The following is a 24611-nucleotide window of genomic DNA, read 5'->3' as shown; positions in this document are numbered from 1 at the left end:
CGGGCGACCGGGGTGACGACTCCGGCCCCGAGCCCGAGCACCGGCACGATCTGCAGCGCGCGCCCGAGCAGCGAGGACGCGGCCCCGATGCGACCGCCTCGGCGCAGGTGTTCGAGGTTCTGCGGAGCGAAGACGGTCATCGTCTCCCCCGCACACCAGTCGGCCACGGTGCCGGCGATCGATGCGACGTCCTCGCCGCGCCCGATCCCGGCAGCGGCGACCGCGACGGCCCCGGCGAGTCCCGCCGAGGTGGTGCGCGAGTCGACGACGTCGATGAGCACCGGCTGGTCGGTCGCCGCGGTGACGGCCGAATCGCGGGTGCCCGAGAGCTCCCCGGACATCGTGACGACGATGATCGCCTCGGCGCCGTGGTCGATGAGATCGGCGTACGCGGCGGCGAACCGAGCCGGTGTGGCCATCGAGGTGCTCACCTCGGAGCCGGCGTCCATCGCCGCACACAACCGGTCCGGATCGAGCTCCCCGTCGATGTAGGCGACCCCGTCGATGAGCACGGTGAGGGGGACGACCGCGAAGAGTCCGCCGGTGGTCTCGCGCAGCCGGGCCGCCTCGGCGTCATGGAGCTGGGCGGTCGAATCGGTGACGAGACCGATCCTCATGGCCGGCCCAGCGCCCGATACGTCCACCCCGCCGACCGCCACGTGTGCGGGTCGAGCACATTGCGCCCGTCGACGAGCACCCGCCCGGCCACGAGACCGCCCACGACCTCCGGGTCGAGGTCCCGGTACTCCTGCCACTCGGTCAGCAGCAGCACCGCATCCGCCCCGGTCAGCGCCTCTGTGGTGTCGGTGACGAAGCTGAGCTCGGGAAACGCGCGGGACGCATTCGCCACGGCCTCCGGGTCGGTGACCGTGACGACCCCGCCCTGCGTGCCGATGAGCCGGGCCACCGCCAGCGCCGGGGAGTCGCGGACATCATCGCTGTCGGGTTTGAACGCAGCCCCCAGGATCGTCACCCGCTTGCCGATGAACGACCCGCCGAGCGCATCCCGGGCGATGTCGACCATCCGCACCCGCCGGCGCATGTTGATCGAGTCGATCTCCTTGAGGAACGCCACCGCCTGATCGGCCCCGAGCTCCCCGGCCCGGGCCATGAACGCCCGGATGTCCTTGGGCAGACATCCCCCGCCGAACCCGAGCCCGGCGTTGAGGAACTTCCGCCCGATCCGATCGTCCATCCCGATCGCATCCGCGAGCAGCGTGACATCGGCCCCGGAGGCCTCACAGAGCTCGGCCATCGCGTTGATGAAGGAGATCTTCGTCGCGAGGAACGAGTTCGCCGCGGTCTTCACGAGCTCGGCGGTCGCGAAGTCGGCGACGAGCCGCGGCGTGTCGGCGGAGAGCATCGGCGCGTAGACCTCGTCGAGGGCCGCGGTCGCCGCGACCCCGGCCTCGCCCTCGGCGACCCCGTAGACGAGACGGTTGGGGTGGAGGGTGTCCTCGACGGCGTGTCCCTCACGGAGGAACTCGGGATTCCACATGAGCATCCCCCCGGCCGGTTCGACGAGGGCGGCCAACCGGGCCGCCGTGCCCACCGGCACCGTCGACTTCCCGACGACCACCGCGCCGGGCGCCAGATGCGGCAGGAGCGAGTCGACGGCAGCATCGACGTACGTGACGTCGGCGGCGAACTCCCCGCGCCGCTGCGGGGTGCCCACGCACACGAAGTGGACGCTCGCCTCGGCGGCCCGGGAGACATCCGTCGTGAAGTCGAGGCCGCCCTTCTCCTGCCCCTCGACGAGGAGGTCGGCGAGTCCCGGTTCGAAGAACGGCGGGCGTCCCTCACGCAGAGCCGCGATCTTCGCCTCTCGACGTCGACGCCGACGACCTCGTGACCCAGCGACGCCATGGCCGCCGCATGCACGGCTCCCAGATACCCACAACCGATGACCGAAATCAACACCTGGCACTACCTCGTTTCGTCCGAGCATTTTCACGCACACTATATGCCACCTGCATGCACGATTGCCTACACGATTTACGGAGCCGGAAACAGTAGTCTTGTCCGTGTGAAGCGTTTCCTGGATTTCCTCACCAACTCGACCGCCGCGGTGGTTCTCGCCGTCCTCATCGTCGTCGGCATCGTGCTCTTCGCCATCCCCGCCCTCCACCCGTTCGCGTGGCTCATCGGGATCGTGCTCTGCCTCGGTGCCGCTGCCGCCCTGCTGATCTTCCACGGCGAATGGCGGCGTTCCCAGACCCAGATCGATGCCCTGCGCGGCAGCCTCGCGACCGAACGCGGGCGGATGGATGCGGTGGGCCTGACCCCCGTCGCCGAGGAGGTCGCGCAGATCCCCGACGAGACGCGGGCGCAGCGGATCCTGACTCTCATCCCCGACTCCGACGGCCTCATCCAGTCCCTGCGCCTCGATGCGACGTTCGGCACCCTCGCCGTCGACGAGCTCGCCCCGCTCCACACCTTCCGGGAGGAGTTCGCGAAGTCGAGCTTCGACAACCCGCGCTCCCACACCGCGTTCATGAACCTCTACCGCGCCGCCGAGGCGCTGTCGATCTGGGTGAACGAGGAGACCCGCGTCGTCGCCGACGACGAGACGAAGCGGGAGATCACCCCCGGCGACTCGCGCAAGGGCGGGTGGCGTGAGTACACGGAGGCGCGCAGCCGCGGGGAGAGCCTCGGCGACACGTTCATCACCGCCCGCTGGGAGTTCAAGCAGACCGCGCTCGAGCTCGGACTCACCGCCTGAGGCACGCGCGCGCGGCGCGCCACCCCGTCAGTGCCGGATCCACCAGTTGTCGGTCGGGGTCACCGGGGTGCGGCGCTTGTGCTCGGTCGCCCGGTAGCGGTCGATGAGCCGCTGGGCCGCCTCGGCGTCGATCTCGTTGCCCTCGAGGAAGTCGTCGATCTGCTCGTACGTCAGCCCCAGCGACGATTCGTCGGTCTGACCCGGGTCGTCGTCGAGGAGGTCCGCGGTCGGGGTCTTCGTCGTCAGGTGCTCCGGCGCGCCGAGGTGGCGCAGCAGTTCCCGTCCCTGCCGCTTGCTCAGTCCCGACAGCGGGATGACGTCGGCAGCGCCGTCGCCGAACTTCGTGAAGAAGCCGGTGACCGCCTCGGCGGCATGATCGGTGCCGACGACGAGGAGGCGCTTCTCCCCGGCGATCTCGAACTGCGCGGTCATCCGCATGCGCGCCTTGACGTTGCCCTTGCCGAAGTCGGAGATCGGCTCGCCCATCGCCTCGCGGTACTCCTCGGCGGCGGCGTCCGTGGCCGCGCCGATGTTGAAGACGATCTCGTGGTCGGCGGCAATGAACTTCAGCGCGTCCTGCGCATCGGATTCGTCGGCCTGGACGTGGTAGGGCAGGCGCACCGCGTAGAACTCGGCCTTCTCCCCGCGCCGCCGCAGGGTCTCGACGGCCAGCTGGCAGAGCCGGCCGGCCAGGGTCGAGTCCTGTCCCCCGCTGATGCCGAGGACCAGCCCGCGCACCCCGGTGGTGAGCACGTAGTCGACGAGGAATTCGACACGGCGGATCACCTCGGTGGCGGGATCGATCTGCGGACGCACACCGAGCGCAGTGCGGATCTCATCCTGGACGGCGGCGATGGAGCTCATGGGAGTCAGGGGTCCTTCTCTCAGGTGACCGGGGCCGGTCAGCGGTTCACGCGTCGGGAACGATGTTGACGAGCTTGGGGGCCTTGACGATGACCTTGCGCACCCCGGCGCCGTCGAGCGTACGCTGGACGTTCGGCGAGGCCAGCGCCAGGGCTTCGAGGTCGTCGGCGGTGATGTCGGGGGCGACATCGAGCCGGGCGCGCACCTTGCCTTTGATCTGGACGACCGCGGTGACGGTGTCGGCGACGAGGTAGGCGGGGTCGGCCTCAGGGAAGTCGACGTAGGTGATCGACGACTCGTGTCCGAGCCGCTGCCACAGCTCCTCCGCGAGGTGCGGGGCGAAGGGCGAGAGCATGATCGCCAGCGGCTCGAGGACGTCGACGGTCGCTCCGCCCTGCTTCGTCAGGTGGTTGGTGAGCACGATGAGTTTCGAGATCGCCGTGTTGAAGCGCAGGTGGTCCATGTCGTCGCGGACTCCGGCGATGACCTGGTGCGCGACCTTGAGGGTCTCGGGGTCGGCAGTGCCCGCGGCGACGACGGACTCACCGGTCGCCTCGTCGACGAAGAGGCGCCACACCCGTTGGAGGAAGCGCTGCGCGCCGACGACGGCTCGGGTCTCCCACGGCCGGTCCTGCTCGATCGGTCCCATCGACATCTCGTAGACGCGGAACGTGTCCGCGCCGTAGGCGTCGTACATCTCATCGGGCATGACGGAGTTCTTCAGCGACTTGCCGATCTTGCCGTACTCGCGGTTGACCTGCTCGCCTGCGTACCAGAACGTCGTCTCGCCCGCCTCGTCGGTGCGCTCCTCGACGTCGGCGGCCGGGACGTAGACGCCGCGGGCGTCGGTGTAGGCGTAGGCCTGGATGTAGCCCTGGTTGACGAGCCGGTGGAACGGCTCCGACGAGGAGATGTAGCCGAGGTCGAAGAGCACCTTGTGCCAGAAGCGCGCGTAGAGGAGGTGGAGCACGGCGTGCTCCTGACCGCCGACGTAGAGGTCGGCCCCACCGCGGGGCTTCGAGGCCCGCGGACCCAGCCAGTACTCCTCGTTGACCGGGTCGACGACGGCATCGGAGTTGTGCGGGTCGGCGTAGCGCAGCTGGTACCACGAGGACCCGGCCCAGTTGGGCATCGTGTTCGTCTCGCGGTAGTAGGTGCGCGGTCCGTCGCCGAGGTCGAGTTCGACCTCGACCCAGTCCCGATTGCGCGACAGGGCCGGCTCCGGCTGGGAGTCGGCGTCGTCGGGGGCATAGGTCCGCGGCGCGAAGTCGTCGACCTCGGGCAGCTGGACGGGCAGCTGCTCGTCGGGCAGCGCGATCGGGGTTCCGTGCTCGTCGTAGACGATCGGGAACGGCTCGCCCCAGTAGCGCTGGCGGGAGAACAGCCAGTCGCGCAGTCGGTACTGCGTCGTCTCCTCGGCCAGGCCCAGACCGGCCAGCCATGCGGTGACCGCGGCCTTCGCCTCGGCGATCGGCAGGCCGTTGACGTCGATCGACTCGTTCGCGGAGTTGATCATCACGCCCTCGCCCGTGTACGGCGAGTCCTCGTCGTGGTCCTCCGGGGGCTGCACCGTGCGGACGTAGGGCAGGCCGAACTCCTTCGCGAACTCCCAGTCGCGGGCGTCCTCGGCGGGCACCGCCATGATCGCCCCGGTGCCGTAGCCCATGAGGACGTAGTCGGCGACGAAGATCGGGATCTGCTCACCGGTCGCGGGGTTGAGCGCCGAGGAGCCGGTGAAGATGCCGGTCTTCTCCCGGCTCTGCTGCCGGTCGGCGTCGGTCTTGGCCGCAGCCGCGCGCTGGTAGGCGGCGATCGCCTCGGTGGGGGTGTCGGCTCCCCCGCGCCAGCGCTCGGGCGTGCCGTCCGGCCACGCGTCCGCGGTGAGGTCGGCAACGGCCGGGTGCTCGGGTGAGAGCACGAGGTAGGTCGCGCCGAAGAGCGTGTCCGGGCGCGTCGTGAAGACCTCGATGGACTCCTCGGTCGTCGAATCGGCGTCGGCGGCCGTGGCAGCGGTCGGCACGAGCGGCAGGCGCAGCAGCGCGCCCTTCGACCGTCCGATCCAGTTGACCTGCATCGCGCGGATCGCACTCGGCCAGTCGAGGCCGTCGAGGTCGTCGATGAGGCGGTCGGCGTAGGCCGTGATGCGCATGTTCCACTGGCGCAGGGTGCGCGTGTAGACGGGGAAGTTGCCGCGCTCGGACAGGCCCTCGGCGGTGACCTCCTCGTTCGCGAGCACCGTGCCCAGCCCCGGCGCCCAGTTGACCGGGGACTCCGAGACGTAGGCCAGCCGGTAGCCCTGGAGGACGTCCTCCTGCTCGGCGGTGCTCAGCTGCGCCCAGTCCCGCCCGTCGGGGGTCGGCCGCTGTCCGCTCGCGAACTGCTCGATGAGGGTGGAGATCGGACGGGCGGCACCGGCGGTGTCCTCCCCCGGTGCCTGCGCGTCGGGGTCGTACCACGAGTTGAAGATCTGGAGGAAGATCCACTGCGTCCACTTGACGAAGTCGTCGTCGGTCGTCGCGAAGCTGCGGCGCGCGTCGTGGGCGAGCCCGAGGCGTCGCAGCTGCGCGGTCATGTTCGTGATGTTCGCGTCCGTCGTGATCCGCGGATGCTGGCCCGTCTGCACCGCGTAGAGATCGGCGGGCAGTCCGAAGGCGTCATACGACAGCGCGTGCATGACATTGCGTCCGCGCATCCGCTGATAGCGGCCGAAGACGTCGGTGCCGAGATACCCGAGCGGGTGGCCGACGTGGAGGCCCGCACCCGAGGGGTACGGGAACATGTCCATGATGTAGAGGGACTCCCGCTCGCCGAGGTTGTCCGGCGGCCCGTACGAGGACTCCGCGGCGGAGGCGGCGAGGTCCTGGCTGAGGTCACCGGTCGGGTTGGGGGCGTGGTACGTTCCCGCCTGCTCCCAGGTGCGCTGCCATGACGTCTCGATCTTCTCCGCCAGCTCCGCGTCGTAGCGGAAACCGGTGTCCTCAGGGTTCGTCGACATTACCTTCCTTCGCCAGTGATCGGGTTTGATCCATCGTAGCCTGAACGTTCACGCGCTGAACTGGCTAGACTGCAGACGAGACATGATCACCGGGCAAACGTGATCGATTTCACGGCTGAAGGTTCGCACAGTAAAGTACTTAACGATCGCACAGTAAAGTAACTGGGCAGTAACTTATGTCCCGAAGGAGTACGCATGAGCCCACAGACAATGCCCCAGTCAGCCACTCCGGTCGTCGGGTACGAGGTGGACACGACGTCATCGACGACCGACATCCTTCTCAACCGCCTCGCGACCGCCCCCACCCATCCGGCGCTGGCCAAGGCCGTCGGCGACGACTGGGTCGAGGTGACGACGGCGGAGTTCGTCGATGAGGTCCGCGCCGTCGCCAAGGGTCTCATGGCCTCCGGGGTCGGGTTCGAGGACAAGGTCGGCATCTTCGGCCCCACCTCCTTCGACTGGACGCTGTCGGACTACGCCGTGTGGTTCGCCGGCGCGATCTCCGTGCCCTTCTACGACACCTCCTCGCAGGATCAGCTCGCCTGGATGCTCGAGAACGCCGAGGTCACCGCCGGCCTCGTCGCCACCGAGGAGCATGCCCAGCGCGTCCGCGACGCCGCGGCCGCCGCCGGACTGCCGACACCTGCGCTGTGGATCTGGGACGAGGGCGCCTTCCGCGAGCTCAGCGCCGCGGGCGCATCCGTCAGCGACGCCGACCTCGAGGCCCGCCGCAGCCAGGTCGGCAGCGAGTCGATCGCGACGATCATCTTCACCTCCGGAACGACGGGCAGGCCCAAGGGCTGCGTGCTCACGCATGCGAACTTCGTCCAGACCGCGCAGGCCGCCGAAGAGCAGATCAGCGAGGTCACCGGCGGTGACGCCCGCTGCCTCCTCTTCCTCCCCCAGGCCCACGTCTTCGCCCGCTTCATCGAGGTCCTCTGCGTGAGCACGGGCGGGCTGCTCGCCCACCAGGCCGACCTGACGAAGCTCACCGACGCCCTCGGCAGCTTCAAGCCGACGTTCATCCTCGGCGTGCCCCGGGTCTTCGAGAAGGTCTTCAACTCCGCGCTCGCGAAGGCGCAGGCCGGCGGCAAGGAGAAGATCTTCCGCCGGGCCGAGCAGGTCGCCGTCGCCTATTCGAAGGCCCTCGACGCCGGCAGGGTCCCGCTCACGCTCAAGGCCCAGCACGCGCTCTTCGACACCCTCGTCTACCGCAAGCTGCGGGAGATCATGGGCAACAACGTCAAGTGGGCGGTCTCCGGCGGCGGGCCGCTCGGCACGCACCTCGGCCACTTCTACCGCGGCATCGGCCTCGTCGTCCTCGAGGGCTACGGTCTCACCGAGACGACGGCCCCGATCACGGTCAACGTCCCCGAGAACTCGAAGATCGGCACCGTCGGCGTGCCCCTGCCCGGGGCGACCGTGGCGATCGCCCCCGACGGCGAGATCCTCGCCAAGGGCGTGCCCGTCTTCCGCGAGTACTGGAAGAACCCCGAGGCCACGGCCAAGGAGTTCCACGACGGCTGGTTCGCCACCGGCGACCTCGGGTCGCTCGACGAGGACGGCTACCTCAGCATCGTCGGGCGCAAGAAGGAGCTCATCGTCACCTCGAGCGGCAAGAACATCGCTCCCGCCCCGCTCGAGGACGCCCTGCGCCGCCATCCGATCATCGGCCAGCCGGTGCTCGTCGGCGACAACCGCAAGTACATCACCGCGCTGATCTTCCTCGACCCGGAGATGCTGCCGACGTGGCTTGCCAATCATGATCTGCCGGAGATGACCCTCGCCGAGGCGGCCGAGGACGAGACCGTGCGCCAGACCATCGAGAAGGCGATCGAACGCGTCAATCGGACCGTCTCCCGGGCCGAGGGCATCAAGAAGTTCCGCATCGTGCCCGTCGAGCTCAGCGAGGCCAACGGCTATCTCTCCGCGAAGCAGTCGGTCAAGCGCCACCTGCTCGGCAAGGACTTCGCCGACGAGATCGAAGCGCTCTACGCCGACTGAGGCCGGTGGGGAGACGCGGCGATGGCCGGCTGAGTAAGATGAAGTTTCAACCATCGTGACGACGGTCGCCGCCCGTTCACCGCGGGCGGCCGACCCGCCGCACTCAGTCGCGTGAGAGAGGACATCCCCATGTCGAACGACACCGAGACGACCACGGACACTGACACCACCGGCTCCTATGTCGAGAAGGGCGCGGAGTTCAACCGCGACACGAACTACATCGAGGACCGCATCCTCGACGATCCCGACGCCCAGTGGCCCGTCGAACCCGGTCGCTACCGCCTCATCGCCGCGCGCGCCTGCCCGTGGGCCAACCGCACGGTCATCGTCCGGCGCCTCCTCGGTCTCGAGGACGTCATCTCCCTCGGGATGCCCGGGCCCACTCACGACAAGCGCTCGTGGACCTTCGACCTCGATCCCGAGGGCGTCGATCCGGTGCTCGGGATCGAGAGGCTCCAGGAGGCGTTCTTCAAGCGCTATCCCGACTACCCGCGCGGCATCACGGTGCCCGCGATCGTCGACATCCCCTCCGGTGAGGTCGTGACGAACGACTTCGCGCAGATCACCGAGGACTTCTCGACCCAGTGGACGGCTTACCACCGCGACGGTGCGCCGAACCTGTGGCCGGAGGAGTTGCGGGACGAGATGGAGTCCCTCATGCGGATGATCTACACGGAGATCAACAACGGGGTGTACCGGTCGGGCTTCGCCGGCTCGCAGGAGGCCTATGAGAAGGCCTTCGACCGCCTCTTCACCGCCCTCGACACCGTCGAGGAGCGACTGGCGACCCGGCGCTACCTCATGGGCGAGTCGATCACCGAGGCCGATGTCCGGCTCTTCACGACGCTCGCGCGCTTCGATCCCGTCTACTACGGGCACTTCAAGGCCAATCGCACCGCCCTGCGGGACTTCCCGAACCTCTGGGGCTACGCCCGCGACCTCTATCAGACGCCGGGATTCGGCGACACGATCGACTTCCCGCAGATCAAGGACCACTACTACATCGTCCACAAGGACGTGAATCCCACCGGCATCGTTCCCGTCGGGCCGGACCTCTCCGGGTGGCTGACCCCGCACGGCAGGGAGGAACTCGGCGGCTCGCCCTTCGGCGACGGCACCGCGCCCGGTCCCGTCGCCGCCGGCGAGGAGGTTCCGTTCGAGAGCACCGCGGCGGCCTGGGTGAAGTGAACCCTGCCGACGGTCCATCCCGCCGAGGCGGAGCAGCCGAAGCCCGACCATAGGTCGGGCTTCGGTCATTCACCGCTCAAGGCGTGCCGTCGGGCTCGGCGTCCTGCTCCCGCTCGAAGTCGGAGTCGTGGGTTCCCGTCGCGCGCTGCCGGCGCCGCTTGCGGACCTTGAGCACGACCCATGCGACGACGGCGACCGCGACGACGACGATGACGAGCGTCTGGAAGTACCCGGCGTAGGTTTCGACGATCGACCAGTTCTCACCGAGGTAGAAGCCTGCGACGATGAGGATCGTGTTCCAGATCGTGCTGCCGGCGGCGGTGAGGAGGAGGAACTTGAGCATCGGCATCGCCCGCATGCCCGCCGGGATGGAGATGAGGGAGCGGAAGATCGGGATCATCCGCCCGAAGAAGACGGCCTTGTCACCGTGGCGGTCGAACCACGCGATCGTCTTGTGGACGTCGGCGACGTCGACGAGCGGCATCTTCACGGCGATCCGCACGATCCGGTCGAGTCCGATCCAGCGGCCCACCGCGTAGAGCACGAGGGCTCCGACGACGGATCCGATCGTCGCGAAGACGATGGCGAGGACGAGGCTGAGCTGACCGCGACTCGCCGTGAAGCCGGCCAGCGGCAGCACGAGCTCGCTGGGGATCGGCGGGAAGATGTTGTCGAGGAAGACGAGGAATCCGACGCCGAGAGGTCCGAGCGTCTCCATGATCGCCACCGTCCACGCGGAGAAGCCGCTGAGGTTCTCAGCGGCACCGGAGGCGGAGACCGTGACCAGGGCGGAGGTCGAAGCGGTGAGCGGCATGCTCTGAAGTGTAGAGAACAGGTCGACCTTTCGCTCACAGAGCGCTCCCAGCGGATAGTCTGGGAGACGATCCCCAAGAAGGAGGAGCACCCAGTGACACCAGCGAAGATCCTGGCCTCACGCAGTCCCATGGCCGAAGCCGGTCACCAGGCCATCAACCAGCCGGGCCCGGCGCATCTCGTCCGCGCCGTCCAGCGCTTCATCACGCGTCTGGGCAACCAGTTCGGGGCCGCGATCACGTACTTCCTCGTTCTCGCGGTCATTCCGATCGCGATGTTCACCTTCGCGGGACTCGGCTTCGTCCTCGACGTCGTCCGGCCCGACCTCGTTCCCGTCATCACCCAGCAGATCGAGGACTTCTCCCCCGGCAATTCGACCCTGACCGATCAGCTCGAGGGCTTCCTCAACGACTGGCAGGCCGTCGGCATCTTCGGCATCCTCGCCGGTCTCTACACCGGCCAGGGATTCATCGGCAACCTCGGCGCCGCCGTCCGCGCCCAGCTCCACGACGACTTCGACGACGACGTCAACCAGCCGCTGGTCAAGAAGTTCTTCTCGAACACCGTGACCCTGCTCGGACTCATCGTCGGTCTTCTGCTCACCGCAGGTCTCACGGTCATCGGCACGGGGCTGCGCAGCTTCATCACCGATCTCTTCGACCTCTCCGGATGGATGTCGGGCCTCCTCGTCGTCGTCCCGATGATCATCACCTTCGGGGCATCGTGGCTGATCTTCATGTTCCTCTTCACGATGCTGCCCGAGCATCCGGTCAATCGGCAGGCGAAGGTGCGCGGTTCGCTCATCGGCGCCGTCGCCTTCACGATCCTGCTCAACCTCGCCACCGTCCTCGTCGACCTCTTCTCCGCCGGGAAGGCCGCGGGTGTGTTCGGGTCGATCATCGCGGTGATGCTGACGATGAACGTCTTCGCTCGCATCATCCTCTTCGTCGCCGCCTGGATCGGCACGGCCGTTCCGCCGCCGCTGCCCGAGGACACGACCCCGCACCGTCGGTTCGTCGCGCCCGAGCTTCAGGTCCAGAGCCTCGGCGCCCTCATCACCGGCGTCGGACTCGTCGCGCTCACGCTGCTGGGGTTCAAGCGCTACGACGAACGCCGGTCCAGGAGCGCGGAGTCGACACGGTAGACTTGGGCCGGGAATCGACCACGTGAATATAAGGGGACTCGACCTTTGACTCAAGCAACAGCCGCTCGTCTCGACGAGTGGGAGAAGAAGCAGACTGCCGCGGAAGAACTCATCCCGCTCGTCGGCCGCCTCCACCGCAACAACGACGTGCTGCTCACCCTGTTCGGGCGCTCGCTCCAGGGCAAGTCCGTGACCGGCATGATCAAGGCGCACCGCTACGCCCGCCACTTCCTCGGCGAAGAGCTCGACATCGAGACCACCCTCGAGGTCGTCCGGGCACTCGCCGAGCTCGACCTCAGCGCGGCGCGCATCGACCTCGGTCGCCTCATCGTCAAGCGCGATGAGCAGTCCGCATCGACCGCGGAGTTCCTCGCCGAGGAGCTCGCGTCGGTCATCGGCAGCGAGTCCTCCGCGGCGGAGCCGCGCGACGTCGTCCTCTACGGCTTCGGACGCATCGGACGTCTGCTCGCCCGCATCCTCATCGAGCGCTCCGGCGGCACCGGCATGCGCCTGCGCGCCATCGTCGTGCGCAAGGGCGGGGAGAACGACATCGTCAAGCGCGCCTCCCTGCTGCGCCGCGACTCAGTGCACGGGAAGTTCGACGGCAGCATCGTCGTCGACGAGGAGAACAACACGATCCTCGCCAACGGCACCCTCATCCAGGTCATCTACTCCGATGATCCCTCGACGGTCGACTACACCGAGTACGGCATCGACAACGCGATCATCGTCGACAACACCGGCAAGTGGCGCGACGAAGAGGGCCTGTCGAAGCACCTGCAGTCCAAGGGCGCCGCGAAGGTCATCCTCACCGCTCCCGGTAAGGGCGACATCAAGAACATCGTCTTCGGCGTCAACTCGCATGACATCACCGACGCCGACACGATCCTCTCGGCGGCCTCGTGCACGACGAACGCGATCACCCCGGTGCTCAAGGCGCTCAACGACCGCTTCGGCGTCCGCAACGGCCACGTCGAGACGGTGCACTCGTTCACCAACGATCAGAACCTCATCGACAACTTCCACAAGGGGTCGCGTCGCGGACGTGCGGCGGGTCTGAACATGGTGCTCACGGAGACGGGTGCGGCGAAGGCCGTGGCCAAGGCGCTGCCGGAACTCAAGGGCAAGCTGTCGGGCAACGCGATCCGCGTGCCCACCCCGAACGTGTCGATGGCGATCCTCAACCTCAACCTCGAGAATCCCACGACCGTCGACGAGCTCAACGGGTTCCTCCGCGAGACCTCGATGAACTCGCCGCTGCGCAACCAGGTCGACTACGTCGCCTCCCCCGAGCTCGTCTCGACCGACCTCGTCGGCTCGCGGCGCGCGGGTGTCGTCGACGGTCTGGCCACGATCGTCGACGAGGACCGCGTCGTCGTCTACGTGTGGTACGACAACGAGTTCGGCTACAGCCACCAGGTCATCCGCTGCGTGGCGGAGATGGCCGACGTCGACACCCCGTCGTTCCCCGCGGCAGCGAACTGATCCCGCTGCGCTGAGTCAGCGACCGGCAAGCGCCCCCGACCTCTCGGACGGGGGCGCTTCGTCGTCTGCGGTGCGCAGTGCGCACAGCGCGGTCCGCGGTGCTCAGTGCGCAGTGCGCAGTGGGCGGCGGGCAGTGCGCGGTGGGATCGGGTCCGCGCCGAGGCGGTCGGTCCCTCAGCGGTCCTCGCGGGTTGCGCGTTCGGTCTCCATCGCGTCGTGGAGCCAGATCGGGGTGAATGTCGCGAACCGGGAGGCGAGGTCGTCGTCCTCGGCGAGCATGAACGCGAGACGGTCATCGCCGGTCGAGAGCTCATGGGCCCAGATCGGACCGAGGCACGCGAGCAGCAGGCAGGACAGGACGACGGCACCGGCGAGGATGGGCGTCTCGGGGACGAGCAGGAAGCCGAGCAGGATCCCGAGGACGACGAACGCGATCGCCACCGCCATGCCCCCGCCCTTCGACCGCGGGGCCCGGGTGCTCGCCGGCCGTCTCGCCGCCACGGAGTCGAGGATGTCGCGGCGCAGCCGGGTCCATGCGACGAGCGCGCCGAGGGCGCAGACGATGCCGATCATGATGAGGCTGAACGCCGAGAAGAGCAGCACGGCATCGACCCGCTCCCCCTGGGCCTGCAGAGCCGCGCCGAGGCCCGCGACGAGCATCGCCATCGCCAGCACGAGCATGCTCAGCAGGCGGGCCCGGCGGATCGCGACGAGGTCGGAGAGGGTGCGGGCGAGGAAGGCCCGGTCGTCGGGGACCTCAGCGGTGCTCATCGGACGTACCCTGCTTCCTTGTCGACGGTGTGGGCGAAGGGGCGGCCGGCCCGATAGGTCTCGAAGAGGTCGAGGAACTGATCGAGGAGCCGCTCGCGCCAGCCCTCGGTGTCACCGGACATGTGCGGGGTGATGATGACGCTCGGTGCCTCCCACAGCCGGTGGTCGGCCGGCAGCGGCTCGACATCGACGACGTCGATGCCGGCGCCGGCGATCGCCCCGGTCTCCAGCGCGGTGACGAGGGCATCGGTGTCGACGGTCGCCCCGCGGCCGACGTTGACGAAGAACGCGTGCGGCTCCATCGCCGCGAACACCTCGGCGTCGAAGAGACCCGCGGTGCGGTCGGTGAGCGGGGCGACGTCGATGACCCAGTCGACCCCGGTCAGATGCGCGGCGAGGTCGGCGGAGTCGATGACGTCGCCGAAGTCGGCATCTCCGGTGCGCGCACGACTGCCCGCCCCGCTGACGTCGACGCCGAGGGCGCGCAGCACGCGGGCGATCTCCCGACCGATCGACCCGGTGCCGACGATGAGGGCCCGCGTGCCGGCGAGGTCACGGGTCGAGCGCCGGTTCCACCGGTGCTCCCGCTGGTCGGCGAGCGAGCCGAGCGCCGACTTCGCGTGCATGAGGACGAAGCTGAGGACGAACTCGGCGATCGGCCGGTCGAAGACTCCGCGGGCGTTCGTGACGACGACCTCGGAGGCGATGAGCTCGTCGAAGAGGAGCGCATCGACACCGGCGGCCGCGACATGGATCCAGCGCAGCTCGTCGGCTGCGTCGAAGACCTCGGTGAGCGCGGTGGAGAAGTAGTCCCAGAGGAGGAGCACCTCGGTGCCGGGCAGGGCCTCGCCGAGGCGGTCGGCCGTGACGATGCGGACGTCGACGTCGTCACGGCGGCCGAGCTCAGTGAGCCGGTCGGGAACCGGGCTGCCTGGCGGGTTGAGAATCGTCAGTGTCGTCATCCGTGGAGTCCTTCGTGGTCAGCGGCACAGCCAGACTATCGGATGGCTCCCGCAGCGAGGAATCGGCGTCGACGGGCACCTCGGCGGCGTGTTCGTGGGTGACGACATGCTCACGGGCGGCGGCATCCTGGCTCTTCAGCGTCGACGCCAGCGGCGTGTTCGGCAGGAAGAGGAGGATGACGAAGCCGAGGAACGCCAGCGGCGCGACCCAGAGGAAGAGCGGGACGAGCGCGTCGTTGTACGCGGTGATGATGAGCGTGTGGATCGGTTCGGGCAGGTCGCCGACGATCTGCGGGGTCAGCCCGGTCGACGAGATCTGCGGCAGCTCGACGTTCGGGTTCGAGGCGGCGAGGCTGCGGATGCCGGACTCGATGTTCTCGAGCAGGCGCTGGGTGAACACCGAGCCGATGAACGCCATGCCGAGCGTCGCGCCCACCTGGCGGAAGTAGTTGTTCGACGCCGTCGCCGTGCCGACCATCTCGACGGGGAAGGCGTTCTGGACGACGAGGACGAGGATCTGCATGCTCAGTCCCAGACCGAGGCCGAGCAGGGCGAGTCCGACCATCGGCTCCCACACCGGGCTGTCGGCTTCGAGCGTCGAGAGCAGGATGAGCGAGACTCCGATGAGGAGGATGCCGGTGAGCGGGTAGCGCTTGTACTTGCCGGTGCGGGCGACGACGAAGCCGGTCAGCGTCGAGGAGATGAGCATCGTGCCCATCATCGGGACCATCATGAGTCCGGCGACGGTCGCGTCGATGCCGTGGACCATCTGCAGGTAGGTCGGCATGTAGGACAGGACGCCGAACATGCTCACGCCGATGAAGAGACCGGCGATCGTCGAGAGGAGGAAGTCGCGGTTCCTGAACAGCCACAGCGGGATGACCGGTTCGCTCACCTTCGCCTCGACGATGACGAACGCGATGATCGCGAGCGCCCCGACGACGATGAGGCCGTTGATCTGCCACGAGCCCCACGCGTAGTCGTGTCCGCCCCACGCGGAGACGAGGACGATGCACGAGGTGATGACGGAGATGAGCGCCATGCCGCCGACGTCGATCTTCGGCCGCGGACCGTGGGTCTGCTTGGGGATCTTGAGGAAGACGGCAGCGGCGATGAGGGCGATGATCCCGAGCGGGAAGTTGATCGCGAACGCCCAGCGCCAGCCGGGGCCCTCCGTCAGCCACCCGCCGATGAGGGGGCCGGCGACCGAGGACACCGCGAAGGCCGAGCCCATGATGCCCATGTACTTGCCGCGCTCGCGCGGAGGGACGACGGAGGCGATGATCGACTGCGAGAGGATCATCATGCCCCCGCCGCCGATGCCTTGGAGGACCCGGCCGAAGATCAGCAGCGACATGTCCTGGGCGAGGAGGGCGAAGACGGAGCCGGCGAGGAAGCAGCTGATCGCGAACATGAACAGCGGCTTGCGGCCGAAGAGGTCGCCGACCTTGCCGTAGATCGGCATCATGATCGTCGAGGCGAGCATGAAGGCCGTCGACACCCACAGCATCTGGTCGACGCCGTCGAGTTCGCCGACGATCGTCGGCAGGGCCGTGGCGAGCACGGTCTGGTTGAGGGAGAACATGAACATCGCGATCATCAATCCCACGAAGAGGAGAATGATCGCCGAGGTCGTCATCGGGGCGGCGTCATTGGTGTGGTTCTCAGGTTCTGCGGCTGTCTGTGTCATGTCCTGGCTCTCGGCCCTCATTCTTCCCTCATCTGTTCTCTCAGCGCAATGGTCTCCGTCGTCGGCGCCTCCGTGACCGCGGTGCGGCGTCATGCCCTCATCGCAGCCTCTCGAGCACCTTGAGGAAGAGCCCGAGGGAATCGTCGTAGATCCTCTGGGTGCTCTCCTCGTCGACGACGAGTTCCGGTGAGTGCTTGACGACGCGGATCGCATGGTGGAGCGGCACCATGCACATCTGGGTGAGCATCCGGGCGCTGCGCCATGCCGAGTCCTCGGTCGAGAACTCCTGTCCGAGGAACCGGAGCCGGGCGAGCACGTATTCGGACACCCGCTCCTCGAGCGCCTCGACCTGGTCGAAGCGTCGGCCCACGAGCTCCGGATAGGCGACGAAGAGCTCGCGCCTGCGACTCGAGAGTCCGGGTTCGGTGCCGATGAGGAGTGCTTCGCGCACGAAGTTCGCCGTGTCCTCGGCGAGCGTGTCGAAGCCGGAGTCGGATTCGACGTAGTCGGCGACGAGCTGGTCGTCGATGTTCGCGACGTCGAGGCCGACGATCGCGTCTTCCTTCGTCGCGTAGTAGTTGAAGAACGTCCGCGGGGACACGCCGGCGTCGGCGGCGATGTTCGCCACCGTCGTCGCTTCGAGTCCCTCGTCGAGGACGCGCGTGAGCGCCGCCTCATGGATGGCGGTGCGGGTCTCGCGCGCTTTCCGCGTCCGCAGCGATTCGTTCTCGGCCATGCGAATAATTCTGCACTAGATGCAACTTTTCATCAACTGCAAAATTGCATCTGTGCAGTATTTCACTCCCGAGGCTGACCCGCCAGGTTCCGCCGCCTCGGCGGGGCGGGACCTCAGGTCATGAGTTCGCGCAGCCGCACACGATGCTGCTCGAGGACCTGGAGCTGGCGCAGCAGCGCGGTCTGCGCCTCGGCATCGCCTGCGCTCTGACGCTGCAGGCGCGAGTGGAGCTCCTTGGCGATGCGCTCGAGGTCGTAGTCGAAGAGCTTCGCGACGATTCCCTGCGCGAACTTCTCCGCGCTCACCCCTTCGGACACCGGCAGCGGCGTGACGAGGAGGCGGGCGACGTCGGGTCCGAGGTCGTCGCCGGCGGCCTCCATGACGGTCTCGCCACCGGCCGGGGGCCGCGGCGGCCGCGCGCAGACCGCCGGCCTGCTTGAGCGCCGCCTGGATCTGACGGTGGCCGGGATGGTCGAAGGCCTTCTCCGACAGGGAGTCGAAGAGCTTGGCATTGACGAACTCGGGGTGCTGGAGAGCGACCATGAGGGCGCCCTTCTCCGTCTTCAGCCGCGTCGGGGTGATCGGTGCGGAGAGATCGGAGACGTCGGGACGCTCGTCGTAGACGTACTCGATGCCCGCATCGTCAGCGGTCGGGTTCGCCTGCTGCCGTCCACCGCCGGTGGGACGGCCCTCGCCGGCGGGCGGGGGCGCCTGCTCGCGCCGCTGCCCGGGGTGGGACTGGCGCCCTGGGCCCGCAGCCTGGCCGCGACCCGGGCCCGCACCCTGACCCTGGCGCGGTCCGGCGGTCTGTCCGGGCCCCTGGGTCGAACGGCCGCGGTCGGCTCCGGTCGCGCGCGGATTCCTCCGAGCGGTCTTCACGGCCGCCTCGACCTCGTCGATGTCGACGCCGATGCGCCCGGCGACGAACCGGTGGTAGTGGCTGAGACTGTTGCGATCGCGGATCCCCGCGAGCACCTCGGCGCTGGCCTTGACCGCAGCGATCCGCCCCTCGACGGTGTCGAGGTCGAACTGCCCGATCGCGGTGGTGATGACGAACTCGAAGAGCGGTTTGCGGCCCTCGATGAGCTCGCGGATCGCGCCGTCGCCCTTCTCCAGCCGCAGATCGTTGGGGTCGAGACCCGAGGGTTCGACGGCGACGAAGGTCTGCGCGGTGAACTCGGACTCGAATTCGAACGCCTTGAGCGCCGCCTTCTGCCCGGCCTCGTCGCCGTCGAAGGTGAAGATCACCTGCCCGCTGGGGTCGTCGCCCAAGAGCCGACGGACGATCTTGACGTGCTCGGCGCCGAAGGCGGTGCCGCACGTCGCCACCGCTTGGGTGACGCCGGAGAGCTGAGCGGCCATGACGTCGGTGTAGCCCTCGACGATGACGACGCGCTTGGTCTTCGCGATGTCGCGCTTGGCGAGATCGAGGCCGTAGAGCACCTGGTTCTTGTGGTAGAGCGCGGTCTCCGGGGTGTTGAGGTACTTCGGCCCCTGATCGTCGTCGAAGAGCCGGCGGGCCCCGAAGCCGATCGTCCGTCCCGTCATGTCCCTGATCGGCCACATCACGCGTCCGCGGAACCGGTCGTAGATGCCGCGGCTGCCCTCGCTGGCCAGGCCCGCGGCGAGGATCTCCTCATCGCTGAAGCCGGCCCGGCGCAGATGACCGGTCAGGGCATCCCACGACTTCGGAGCGAAGCCGACGCCGAAGCGGGGGTGCTCACCGGGAGGGAAGCCCTTCGCGGCGAGGAAGTCGCGCGCGATCTGCCCGGCCTTCTCGGACAGCGCTGTGGCGAAGAACCGCTCGGCGACCTCGTGCATCTCGAGGAGGCGCTGCCGCCTGCTCGCCTGCTCCCGGTCGGGTCCCTTGCCGTCCTCGTAGCGCAGGTGCATGCCGATGCGGCCGGCGAGCATCTCGACGGCCTCGACGAAGCTGAGCTGTTCGACCTTCTGGAGGAAGGTGAAGACGTCGCCGGACTCCCCGCAGCCGAAGCAGTGGTACATGCCGACCTGCGGGCGGACATGGAACGACGGGGTCTTCTCGTCGTGGAAGGGGCACAGTCCCTTGAGGGAGCCGATGCCCGCGGTCTTGAGCGTGACGAACTCTCCGACGACCTCGTCGATGCGCGTGCGCGAGCGCAGTTCGTCGATGTCCTCGCGCTTGATGAGTCCCGCCATGGTCTAGAGCCGGTCCCCCGCCCCCGCCTGGATCCGATGGTAGAGCGTCCACGCCGAATGGTCGGTCAGCGAGGCGATCTGGTCGGCGATGACCCGCAGCCGGGCCGCGTCGTCGGCGGCCTCGGCGTGGTCGGCGGCGAACATCGGGTCGAGCCCGTCGGGGTGGGCGTCGTACCAGTCGGCGAGGCTCGTGATGACGGTGTCCTGGATGTCGTGGAGGCGCAGGCGGTCCTCGGCGACCATGACGGTCAGCGTCGCCATGCCCTTGAGCACGGCGATCTCGACGGCCGTGGACTCGGGCACGACGAGGGAGGCGGCGTAGCGGTTGAGCGGCTCCCAGCCGTACTCCTCACGGGTGGCCGCCTCCGCGGCCCCGACGAAGCGGCCGATGAGCTGGCTCGTCATGTGCTTGAGCGCCGCCTGGGCCCGGCGTGACCCGTCGAAGTCCTCGTCCGGCCAGTACGCGGCGGCCTGCAGTCGGGTGAGCGCCTTGTCCATCTCCGCGTCGTCGGTCTCGGGCAGGTACCACTGGCGGGTGATCTCGAAGAGCTCGAGGCGGCGGACCTCGTCGGCGAACTCGCCGAGGCGGAGGTGCCCGGCGACGACGGCGTCCTCGACGTCGTGGACGGAGTACGAGATGTCGTCGGCCAAGTCCATGACCTGCGCTTCGAGGCAGCGGCGGCCGTTGTCGACCCCGTCCCGGTAGAAGTCGAAGACGGCGAGGTCGTCGTCGTAGACGCCGAACTTCCGCACCCCGGAGTCGCGTCGCCCCGCCGCGGCCTCGGCGCGCGGCCACGGATACTTCGTCAGCGCATCGAGGCTGGCCCGGGTGAGGTTGAGTCCGGCCGGGCGGCCGTCGGGGGCGATGACCTTCGGTTCGATCCGGGTGACGAGGCGCAGGGTCTGCGCGTTGCCCTCGAACCCGCCGATGTCGGCGCAGAGCCGGTCGAGGATCGTCTCACCGTGGTGGCCGAAGGGCGGATGCCCGAGGTCGTGGCTCAGGCAGGCGGTGTCGACGATGTCGGGATCGCAGCCGAGGTAGCGGGCGAGTTCGCGTCCGACCTGCGCGACTTCGAGGGAGTGGGTGAGCCGGGTGCGGACGAAGTCGTCGGTGCCGGGCGAGACGACCTGCGTCTTCGCTCCGAGGCGGCGCAGCCCCGAGGAGTGGAGGACCCGCGCCCGATCACGCTGGAAGGCCGAGCGGCGCGGGTTCTTCGCCGGTTCGATGACCCAGCGCTCCTCGTCGCGCGGCGAGTAGTCCGCGACGCTGCCCGAGGCCCGGGCGATGCGTGCGGAGGTGTCGGTGGGCATCCTCATCCTCCCGAGACGTCGAGTTCGGCCTCGGCGAGGTCGGCGGAGCCGCTCTCGTCGAAGACGCGGGAGTCGAGCCAGCCCTCGGGCAGGTGGGGGCGCTTGGGGCGGGTGGTCCGCCCGCGCGAGCCCTCGGCGGCCTCGCCCGGGTAGGGGGCGTCGTCGAGTTCGGCGAGCAGTGCGTCGAGTTCGGCGAGTGAGGAGACCATGGCCAGCCGGCTGCGCAGGTCGCCGCCGACAGGGTAGCCCTTGAAGTACCACGCGATGTGCTTGCGCAGGTCGCGCACCCCGTAGAACTCCTCGCCGTAGTAGTCGACGAGGTATTCGCCGTGGAGACGGACCGCACGGGCCACCTCGGCGAGTCCGGGACGATGACGATCGGCACTGCCGTTGAGAGCGTTCGCAAGATCGCCGAACAGCCACGGCCGGCCCTGGCATCCGCGGCCGATGACGACCCCGTCGCAGCCGGTCGTGCGCATCATCTCGAGCGCATCCTCGGCGGAGAAGATATCGCCGTTGCCGAGCACGGGAACGGTGTCGCCGAGGTGGTCCTTGAGTCGGGCGATCGAGTCCCAGTCCGCGGTCCCGGAGTAGAGGTCGGCAGTCGTGCGCCCGTGGAGCGCGATCGCGGCGACCCCGGCGTTGCGCGCGGTCTCCCCGGCGTCGAGGTAGGTGTGGTGGTCGGCGTCGATGCCCTTGCGCATCTTCACCGTCAGCGGGATGCCGCCGCGGTCGGCCTCCTCGACGGCGGTCGTGACGATCGCTTCGAAGAGGTCCTTCTTCCACGGCAGGGCCGAGCCGCCGCCCTTGCGGGTGACCTTGGGGACCGGGCAGCCGAAGTTGAGGTCGATGTGGTCGGCGCGGTCCTCGTCGACGAGCATCCGCACGGCCTGCCCGATCGTCACCGGGTCGACGCCGTAGAGCTGCACGGAGCGCGGAGTCTCGTACGGCTCGTGGTGGATGATGCGCATGCTCTTGGGGCTGCGCTCGACGAGCGCGCGGGAGGTGACCATCTCGGTGACGTAGAGCCCTGCCCCGTACTCGCGGCACAGCCGCCGGAACGCGGTGTTCGTGATCCCCGCCATCGGTGCGAGCACGACCGGGGAGGACAGCTCGATGGGACCGATGCGCAGCGGCTTGACGGTCTGGGCGGTGGATTCTGGGCTGGGGCTGATGACACTCACCATGCCATTATCCCAAAGCCTGCCAAATCGAGCATCGTACCCTTGCTCACAGACCCGCAACACCGAGGTGGTGCGGCATATTCCCTGGTCACCGGTCGTCCTCCCCGCGCAGGTCCCGCACGTCCCAGACGGCGTCGAGGCGGAGTTCGGCGGCGAGGCGGTCGTCGTGGGTGACGACGAGCATCGCTCCCCCGTATCCCTCGAGCGCCGAGGTGAGCGCCCGCTGCGAGGACACGTCGAGGTTGTTGCCGGGTTCGTCGAGGATGAGCAGCTGCGGGGCCGGGTCGGAGAGCAGGGTCGCGGCCAGCGCGACACGGAAGCGCTCCCCACCCGAGAGCGTGCCGCACAGCTGCGCGGTCCGCTCGGCGCGCAGGCCCATGGCGGCGAGCACCTCGTGGACGCGGTGCTTCTCAAGCCCGGGGTTCGGCCGGCGCACCGCCTCCATGACGCTGACCTCGGCGGGCAGGCGGTACTGCTGGTCGAGGTGGCCGATCGGCACGGACACCTGCACACTGAGGCCGGGGAAGAGCGCGTCGACAAGGCCACCGCTCCCCGAGCCGCCGCTGCCCAACCGGCCGCGGTCTCCGTGGTCGCTCCCCACGCGACCGGCGGCGCTGCCACCGGTCTGCGCGGTGCCGCGGACGGCGGCGAGGAGAGTCGACTTCCCCGCGCCGTTGGGCCCGGTGAGCCGAATCCGCTCCGGTCCGACGATCTCCCGCGGCCGCTCGAGAGCGCTCGGGCGCACCTCGAGGACGCGCCTGCTCGGATGGACCTCGGTCTCGGGCAGGTGGAGGGTGATCGAGGAGTCCCGGCGCAGGGCGTCCTTCGCGGTCTGCACGGCAGCGGCGGCCGCAGCCTCGTCGGCGGCCTTGTCCCCGCGCCGTTTGGCCGCCGACTTCTGCGCGAAGTCGGTGAGGCCGTTCATGACGATCTTCGGTCGGCGTTTGCTCGCCTTGTCCTTCGCGGCCTTCCGGTCGGCACGCGCCAGGGTGGTCTCGAGGTCGATGCGCTGGCGCTTCTCGATCGCGTGGGCCTTCTTCGCGTCGGTCAGCCGCGCCTGTTTCGCCTCCTCCTCGGCGGCGACCATCTCCTCGTATGCGGTGTAGTTCCCGCCGTAGACGCGCAGCTGGTCGGTCATCTCGACGATCGTCGTCATCGAGTCGAGGAGCTCGCGGTCGTGGGAGATGACGAGGGTGGGCCCGGACCGCCGCGCGAGCAGCTCGGTGAGCAGGGCCCGGCCCGCCGCGTCGAGGTTGTTGCTCGGCTCGTCGAGGATGAGCCATGAGGACCCGACCATCGCCGCGCGGGCGAGACCGATCCGCATCGCCTCCCCGCCGGAGAACGTCGCAGCCTGCCGGTCGAGGTCGTCCGCGGAGAGGGTGAGCCCCACCTCGGCGAGGGCGGACAGGGCCCGCTCCTCGATGTCCCAGTCCTCCCCGATGATGTCGAAGTCGGCTGGTCCGGCCTCGCCGTGCAGCGCGCGATGCAGGCTCGTGCGGATGCCGGCGATGCCGAGGATCGCGTCGACGCGGTCGTCGGTGTGCGGCAGCAGCTGGTCGATGTGGACGGCGCCGGCGGCACCGGTGACGGTCCCCGTGGTGGGGGCGAGCGCGCCGGTGAGAAGCCGGGCGAGAGTGGATTTGCCGATCCCGTTGTCACCGACGAGGCCGGTGAGTCCCAGTGGGATCGTGGCGGTGAGGTGGGTGAGGATCTCGGTATCGTCGCCGAGGCGGTATCCGAGTCCGGACAGGGTGATGGCAGAGGGCATCAGTGATCTCATTTCGTGCACGCGGTGCGGTGCGGGTCCGAATCACCCGCGGGTGCGGAAATGAGGTGTCACTTCATTCTCAGGCGCTGCCTTCACTCGACTGTGGGACCTCACAAGGATGCCCGAGTCGCCTCCGGTGCGTCAAGGTCGCCGAGGCGGTCGACCGGTCCCGGCCGACAGCTGCGGTGAAGACTCGGTGCGACTGAGGACCCGGCTCAGGTGATGATGAGCATGAGCTCTGCCGACCGGTCGCTGGGGTTGGCGAGCTGGTGGGGCACATCGCCAGGGGCCTGTGCGCAGTCGCCGGCGCGCAGGATCGTGCGGCGGTCGATCGTGACGATCTCGACGGTGCCGGCGAGGACGAAGAAGGTCTCCCGGGATCCCGAGCGGTGGGCGGCGAACGGCGAGGTCTCGCTGCGGGGTTCGAGCGAGTAGTGGATGACCTCGATGTTCTCACTCGGCGAGGGCAGGTCGCGGCGCCAGGTGCCGGGACCGTACGTCGCGTGCGGGACGATCGCATCGGCCGGGGTGACGAGCACCTCGGGTTCGGCGAGGAGCTCGCCGACGTCGACGCCGAGCGCGCGGGAGAGCCCCATGGCGTTGGACACCGAGGTGTCCTGCTCACCGCGTTCGATCTTCGACAGTGCGGCGCGGGAGATGCCGGCGCGGATCGCGAGCTCGTTGAGGGTGAGGTTGCTGTATTTGCGGCGAGCCCGGATGCGCGCCCCGAACACCCGCGCCCCGGGATCCTCTGACTTCGCCATGATGACATCCTAATGTAATCTCAGATAGTAGA

Annotated in this window: 18 protein-coding genes and 1 pseudogene; 5 read left to right on the top strand and 14 right to left on the bottom strand. The window is 68.7% G+C overall.

All coding sequences use genetic code 11. The features are described from left to right. Both AC2W7K_RS13810 and AC2W7K_RS13805 read right to left on the bottom strand, forming a co-directional pair. Positions 1 to 617: DegV family protein (locus AC2W7K_RS13810; protein WP_486006289.1), on the bottom strand; the 617-nt coding region annotated here is incomplete at its 3' end. Beyond that, a pseudogene (locus tag AC2W7K_RS13805) lies at positions 614 to 1920 on the bottom strand (UDP-glucose dehydrogenase family protein). The pseudogene AC2W7K_RS13805 and the gene AC2W7K_RS13810, both read right to left, overlap by 4 nt. Before the next feature lie 106 nt (positions 1921 to 2026). Between AC2W7K_RS13805 and AC2W7K_RS13800 the strand changes: the two are divergent. Beyond that, positions 2027 to 2722, top strand: coding sequence for a hypothetical protein (locus tag AC2W7K_RS13800; RefSeq protein WP_198498931.1), 696 nt, complete (start codon positions 2027 to 2029; stop codon positions 2720 to 2722). Between the two features lie 27 nt (positions 2723 to 2749). On the opposite strand, the gene nadE is transcribed toward AC2W7K_RS13800, so the two are convergent. Further along, positions 2750 to 3586: an ammonia-dependent NAD(+) synthetase gene (nadE, locus tag AC2W7K_RS13795; protein WP_198498932.1), complete on the bottom strand. Its 837-nt coding sequence runs from the start codon at positions 3584 to 3586 to the stop codon at positions 2750 to 2752. A 46-nt stretch (positions 3587 to 3632) separates the two neighbouring features. Then, complete coding sequence (gene leuS / locus AC2W7K_RS13790; protein ID WP_486006288.1) at positions 3633 to 6581, bottom strand: leucine--tRNA ligase; 2949 nt, start codon at positions 6579 to 6581, stop codon at positions 3633 to 3635. Positions 6582 to 6776: 195 nt separating this feature from the next. On the opposite strand from leuS, the gene AC2W7K_RS13785 reads away from it, so the two are divergent. After that, positions 6777 to 8585 (top strand): AMP-dependent synthetase/ligase, encoded by a 1809-nt coding sequence (locus AC2W7K_RS13785; RefSeq protein ID WP_232623615.1) that lies wholly within the window; start codon positions 6777 to 6779, stop codon positions 8583 to 8585. 129 nt (positions 8586 to 8714) lie between these two features. After that, entirely contained in the window at positions 8715 to 9773 is a 1059-nt protein-coding gene (locus AC2W7K_RS13780) for a glutathione S-transferase family protein (protein ID WP_198498934.1), read from the top strand. Between the two features lie 76 nt (positions 9774 to 9849). Here the strand turns inward: AC2W7K_RS13780 and AC2W7K_RS13775 are convergent, their stop codons facing one another. Then, entirely contained in the window at positions 9850 to 10587 is a 738-nt protein-coding gene (locus tag AC2W7K_RS13775) for a DedA family protein (protein WP_198498935.1), read from the bottom strand. A 93-nt stretch (positions 10588 to 10680) separates the two neighbouring features. Here AC2W7K_RS13775 and AC2W7K_RS13770 point away from each other — a divergent pair, with 93 nt between their 5' ends. Then, positions 10681 to 11730, top strand: a complete 1050-nt coding sequence (locus AC2W7K_RS13770; protein WP_198498936.1) for a YhjD/YihY/BrkB family envelope integrity protein — start codon at positions 10681 to 10683, stop codon at positions 11728 to 11730. A 45-nt stretch (positions 11731 to 11775) separates the two neighbouring features. Beyond that, complete coding sequence (locus tag AC2W7K_RS13765; RefSeq protein ID WP_198498937.1) at positions 11776 to 13215, top strand: glyceraldehyde-3-phosphate dehydrogenase; 1440 nt, start codon at positions 11776 to 11778, stop codon at positions 13213 to 13215. Positions 13216 to 13389: 174 nt separating this feature from the next. Here AC2W7K_RS13765 and AC2W7K_RS13760 read toward each other — a convergent pair whose 3' ends face one another. The 9 genes from AC2W7K_RS13760 to AC2W7K_RS13720 form a co-directional block, all read right to left on the bottom strand. Next, complete coding sequence (locus AC2W7K_RS13760; RefSeq protein WP_198498938.1) at positions 13390 to 13986, bottom strand: hypothetical protein; 597 nt, start codon at positions 13984 to 13986, stop codon at positions 13390 to 13392. Continuing rightward, the gene (locus AC2W7K_RS13755) at positions 13983 to 14948 is read right to left on the bottom strand and encodes a D-2-hydroxyacid dehydrogenase (protein ID WP_198498939.1); all 966 of its coding nucleotides are present in this window, start codon (positions 14946 to 14948) and stop codon (positions 13983 to 13985) included. Before AC2W7K_RS13755 ends, AC2W7K_RS13760 begins: the two co-directional genes overlap by 4 nt. Beyond that, positions 14890 to 16659: an MDR family MFS transporter gene (locus tag AC2W7K_RS13750; RefSeq protein ID WP_198498940.1), complete on the bottom strand. Its 1770-nt coding sequence runs from the start codon at positions 16657 to 16659 to the stop codon at positions 14890 to 14892. Before AC2W7K_RS13750 ends, AC2W7K_RS13755 begins: the two co-directional genes overlap by 59 nt. A gap of 76 nt (positions 16660 to 16735) precedes the next feature. After that, the gene (locus tag AC2W7K_RS13745) at positions 16736 to 17374 is read right to left on the bottom strand and encodes a TetR/AcrR family transcriptional regulator (RefSeq protein WP_198498941.1); all 639 of its coding nucleotides are present in this window, start codon (positions 17372 to 17374) and stop codon (positions 16736 to 16738) included. A gap of 15 nt (positions 17375 to 17389) precedes the next feature. Beyond that, on the bottom strand, positions 17390 to 19552 hold the full coding sequence (dnaG, locus tag AC2W7K_RS13740) for a DNA primase (RefSeq protein ID WP_486006287.1): 2163 nt from the start codon (positions 19550 to 19552) through the stop codon (positions 17390 to 17392). A 3-nt stretch (positions 19553 to 19555) separates the two neighbouring features. Further along, a complete protein-coding gene (locus AC2W7K_RS13735; RefSeq protein WP_198498943.1) occupies positions 19556 to 20863 on the bottom strand; it encodes a deoxyguanosinetriphosphate triphosphohydrolase in 1308 nt (435 codons plus the stop codon). Positions 20864 to 20865: 2 nt separating this feature from the next. Then, entirely contained in the window at positions 20866 to 22050 is a 1185-nt protein-coding gene (dusB, locus tag AC2W7K_RS13730; protein ID WP_198498944.1) for a tRNA dihydrouridine synthase DusB, read from the bottom strand. An 85-nt stretch (positions 22051 to 22135) separates the two neighbouring features. Further along, positions 22136 to 23815, bottom strand: a complete 1680-nt coding sequence (locus tag AC2W7K_RS13725) for an ATP-binding cassette domain-containing protein (RefSeq protein WP_198498945.1) — start codon at positions 23813 to 23815, stop codon at positions 22136 to 22138. Between the two features lie 215 nt (positions 23816 to 24030). Continuing rightward, a complete protein-coding gene (locus AC2W7K_RS13720) occupies positions 24031 to 24579 on the bottom strand; it encodes a helix-turn-helix domain-containing protein (protein ID WP_198498946.1) in 549 nt (182 codons plus the stop codon). Between the last annotated feature and the right edge of the window lie 32 nt (positions 24580 to 24611).

The organism is Brevibacterium sp. LAARM2_SD2 (genome assembly GCF_057364785.1).
This window is presented reverse-complemented; position numbering and strand designations above follow the sequence as displayed.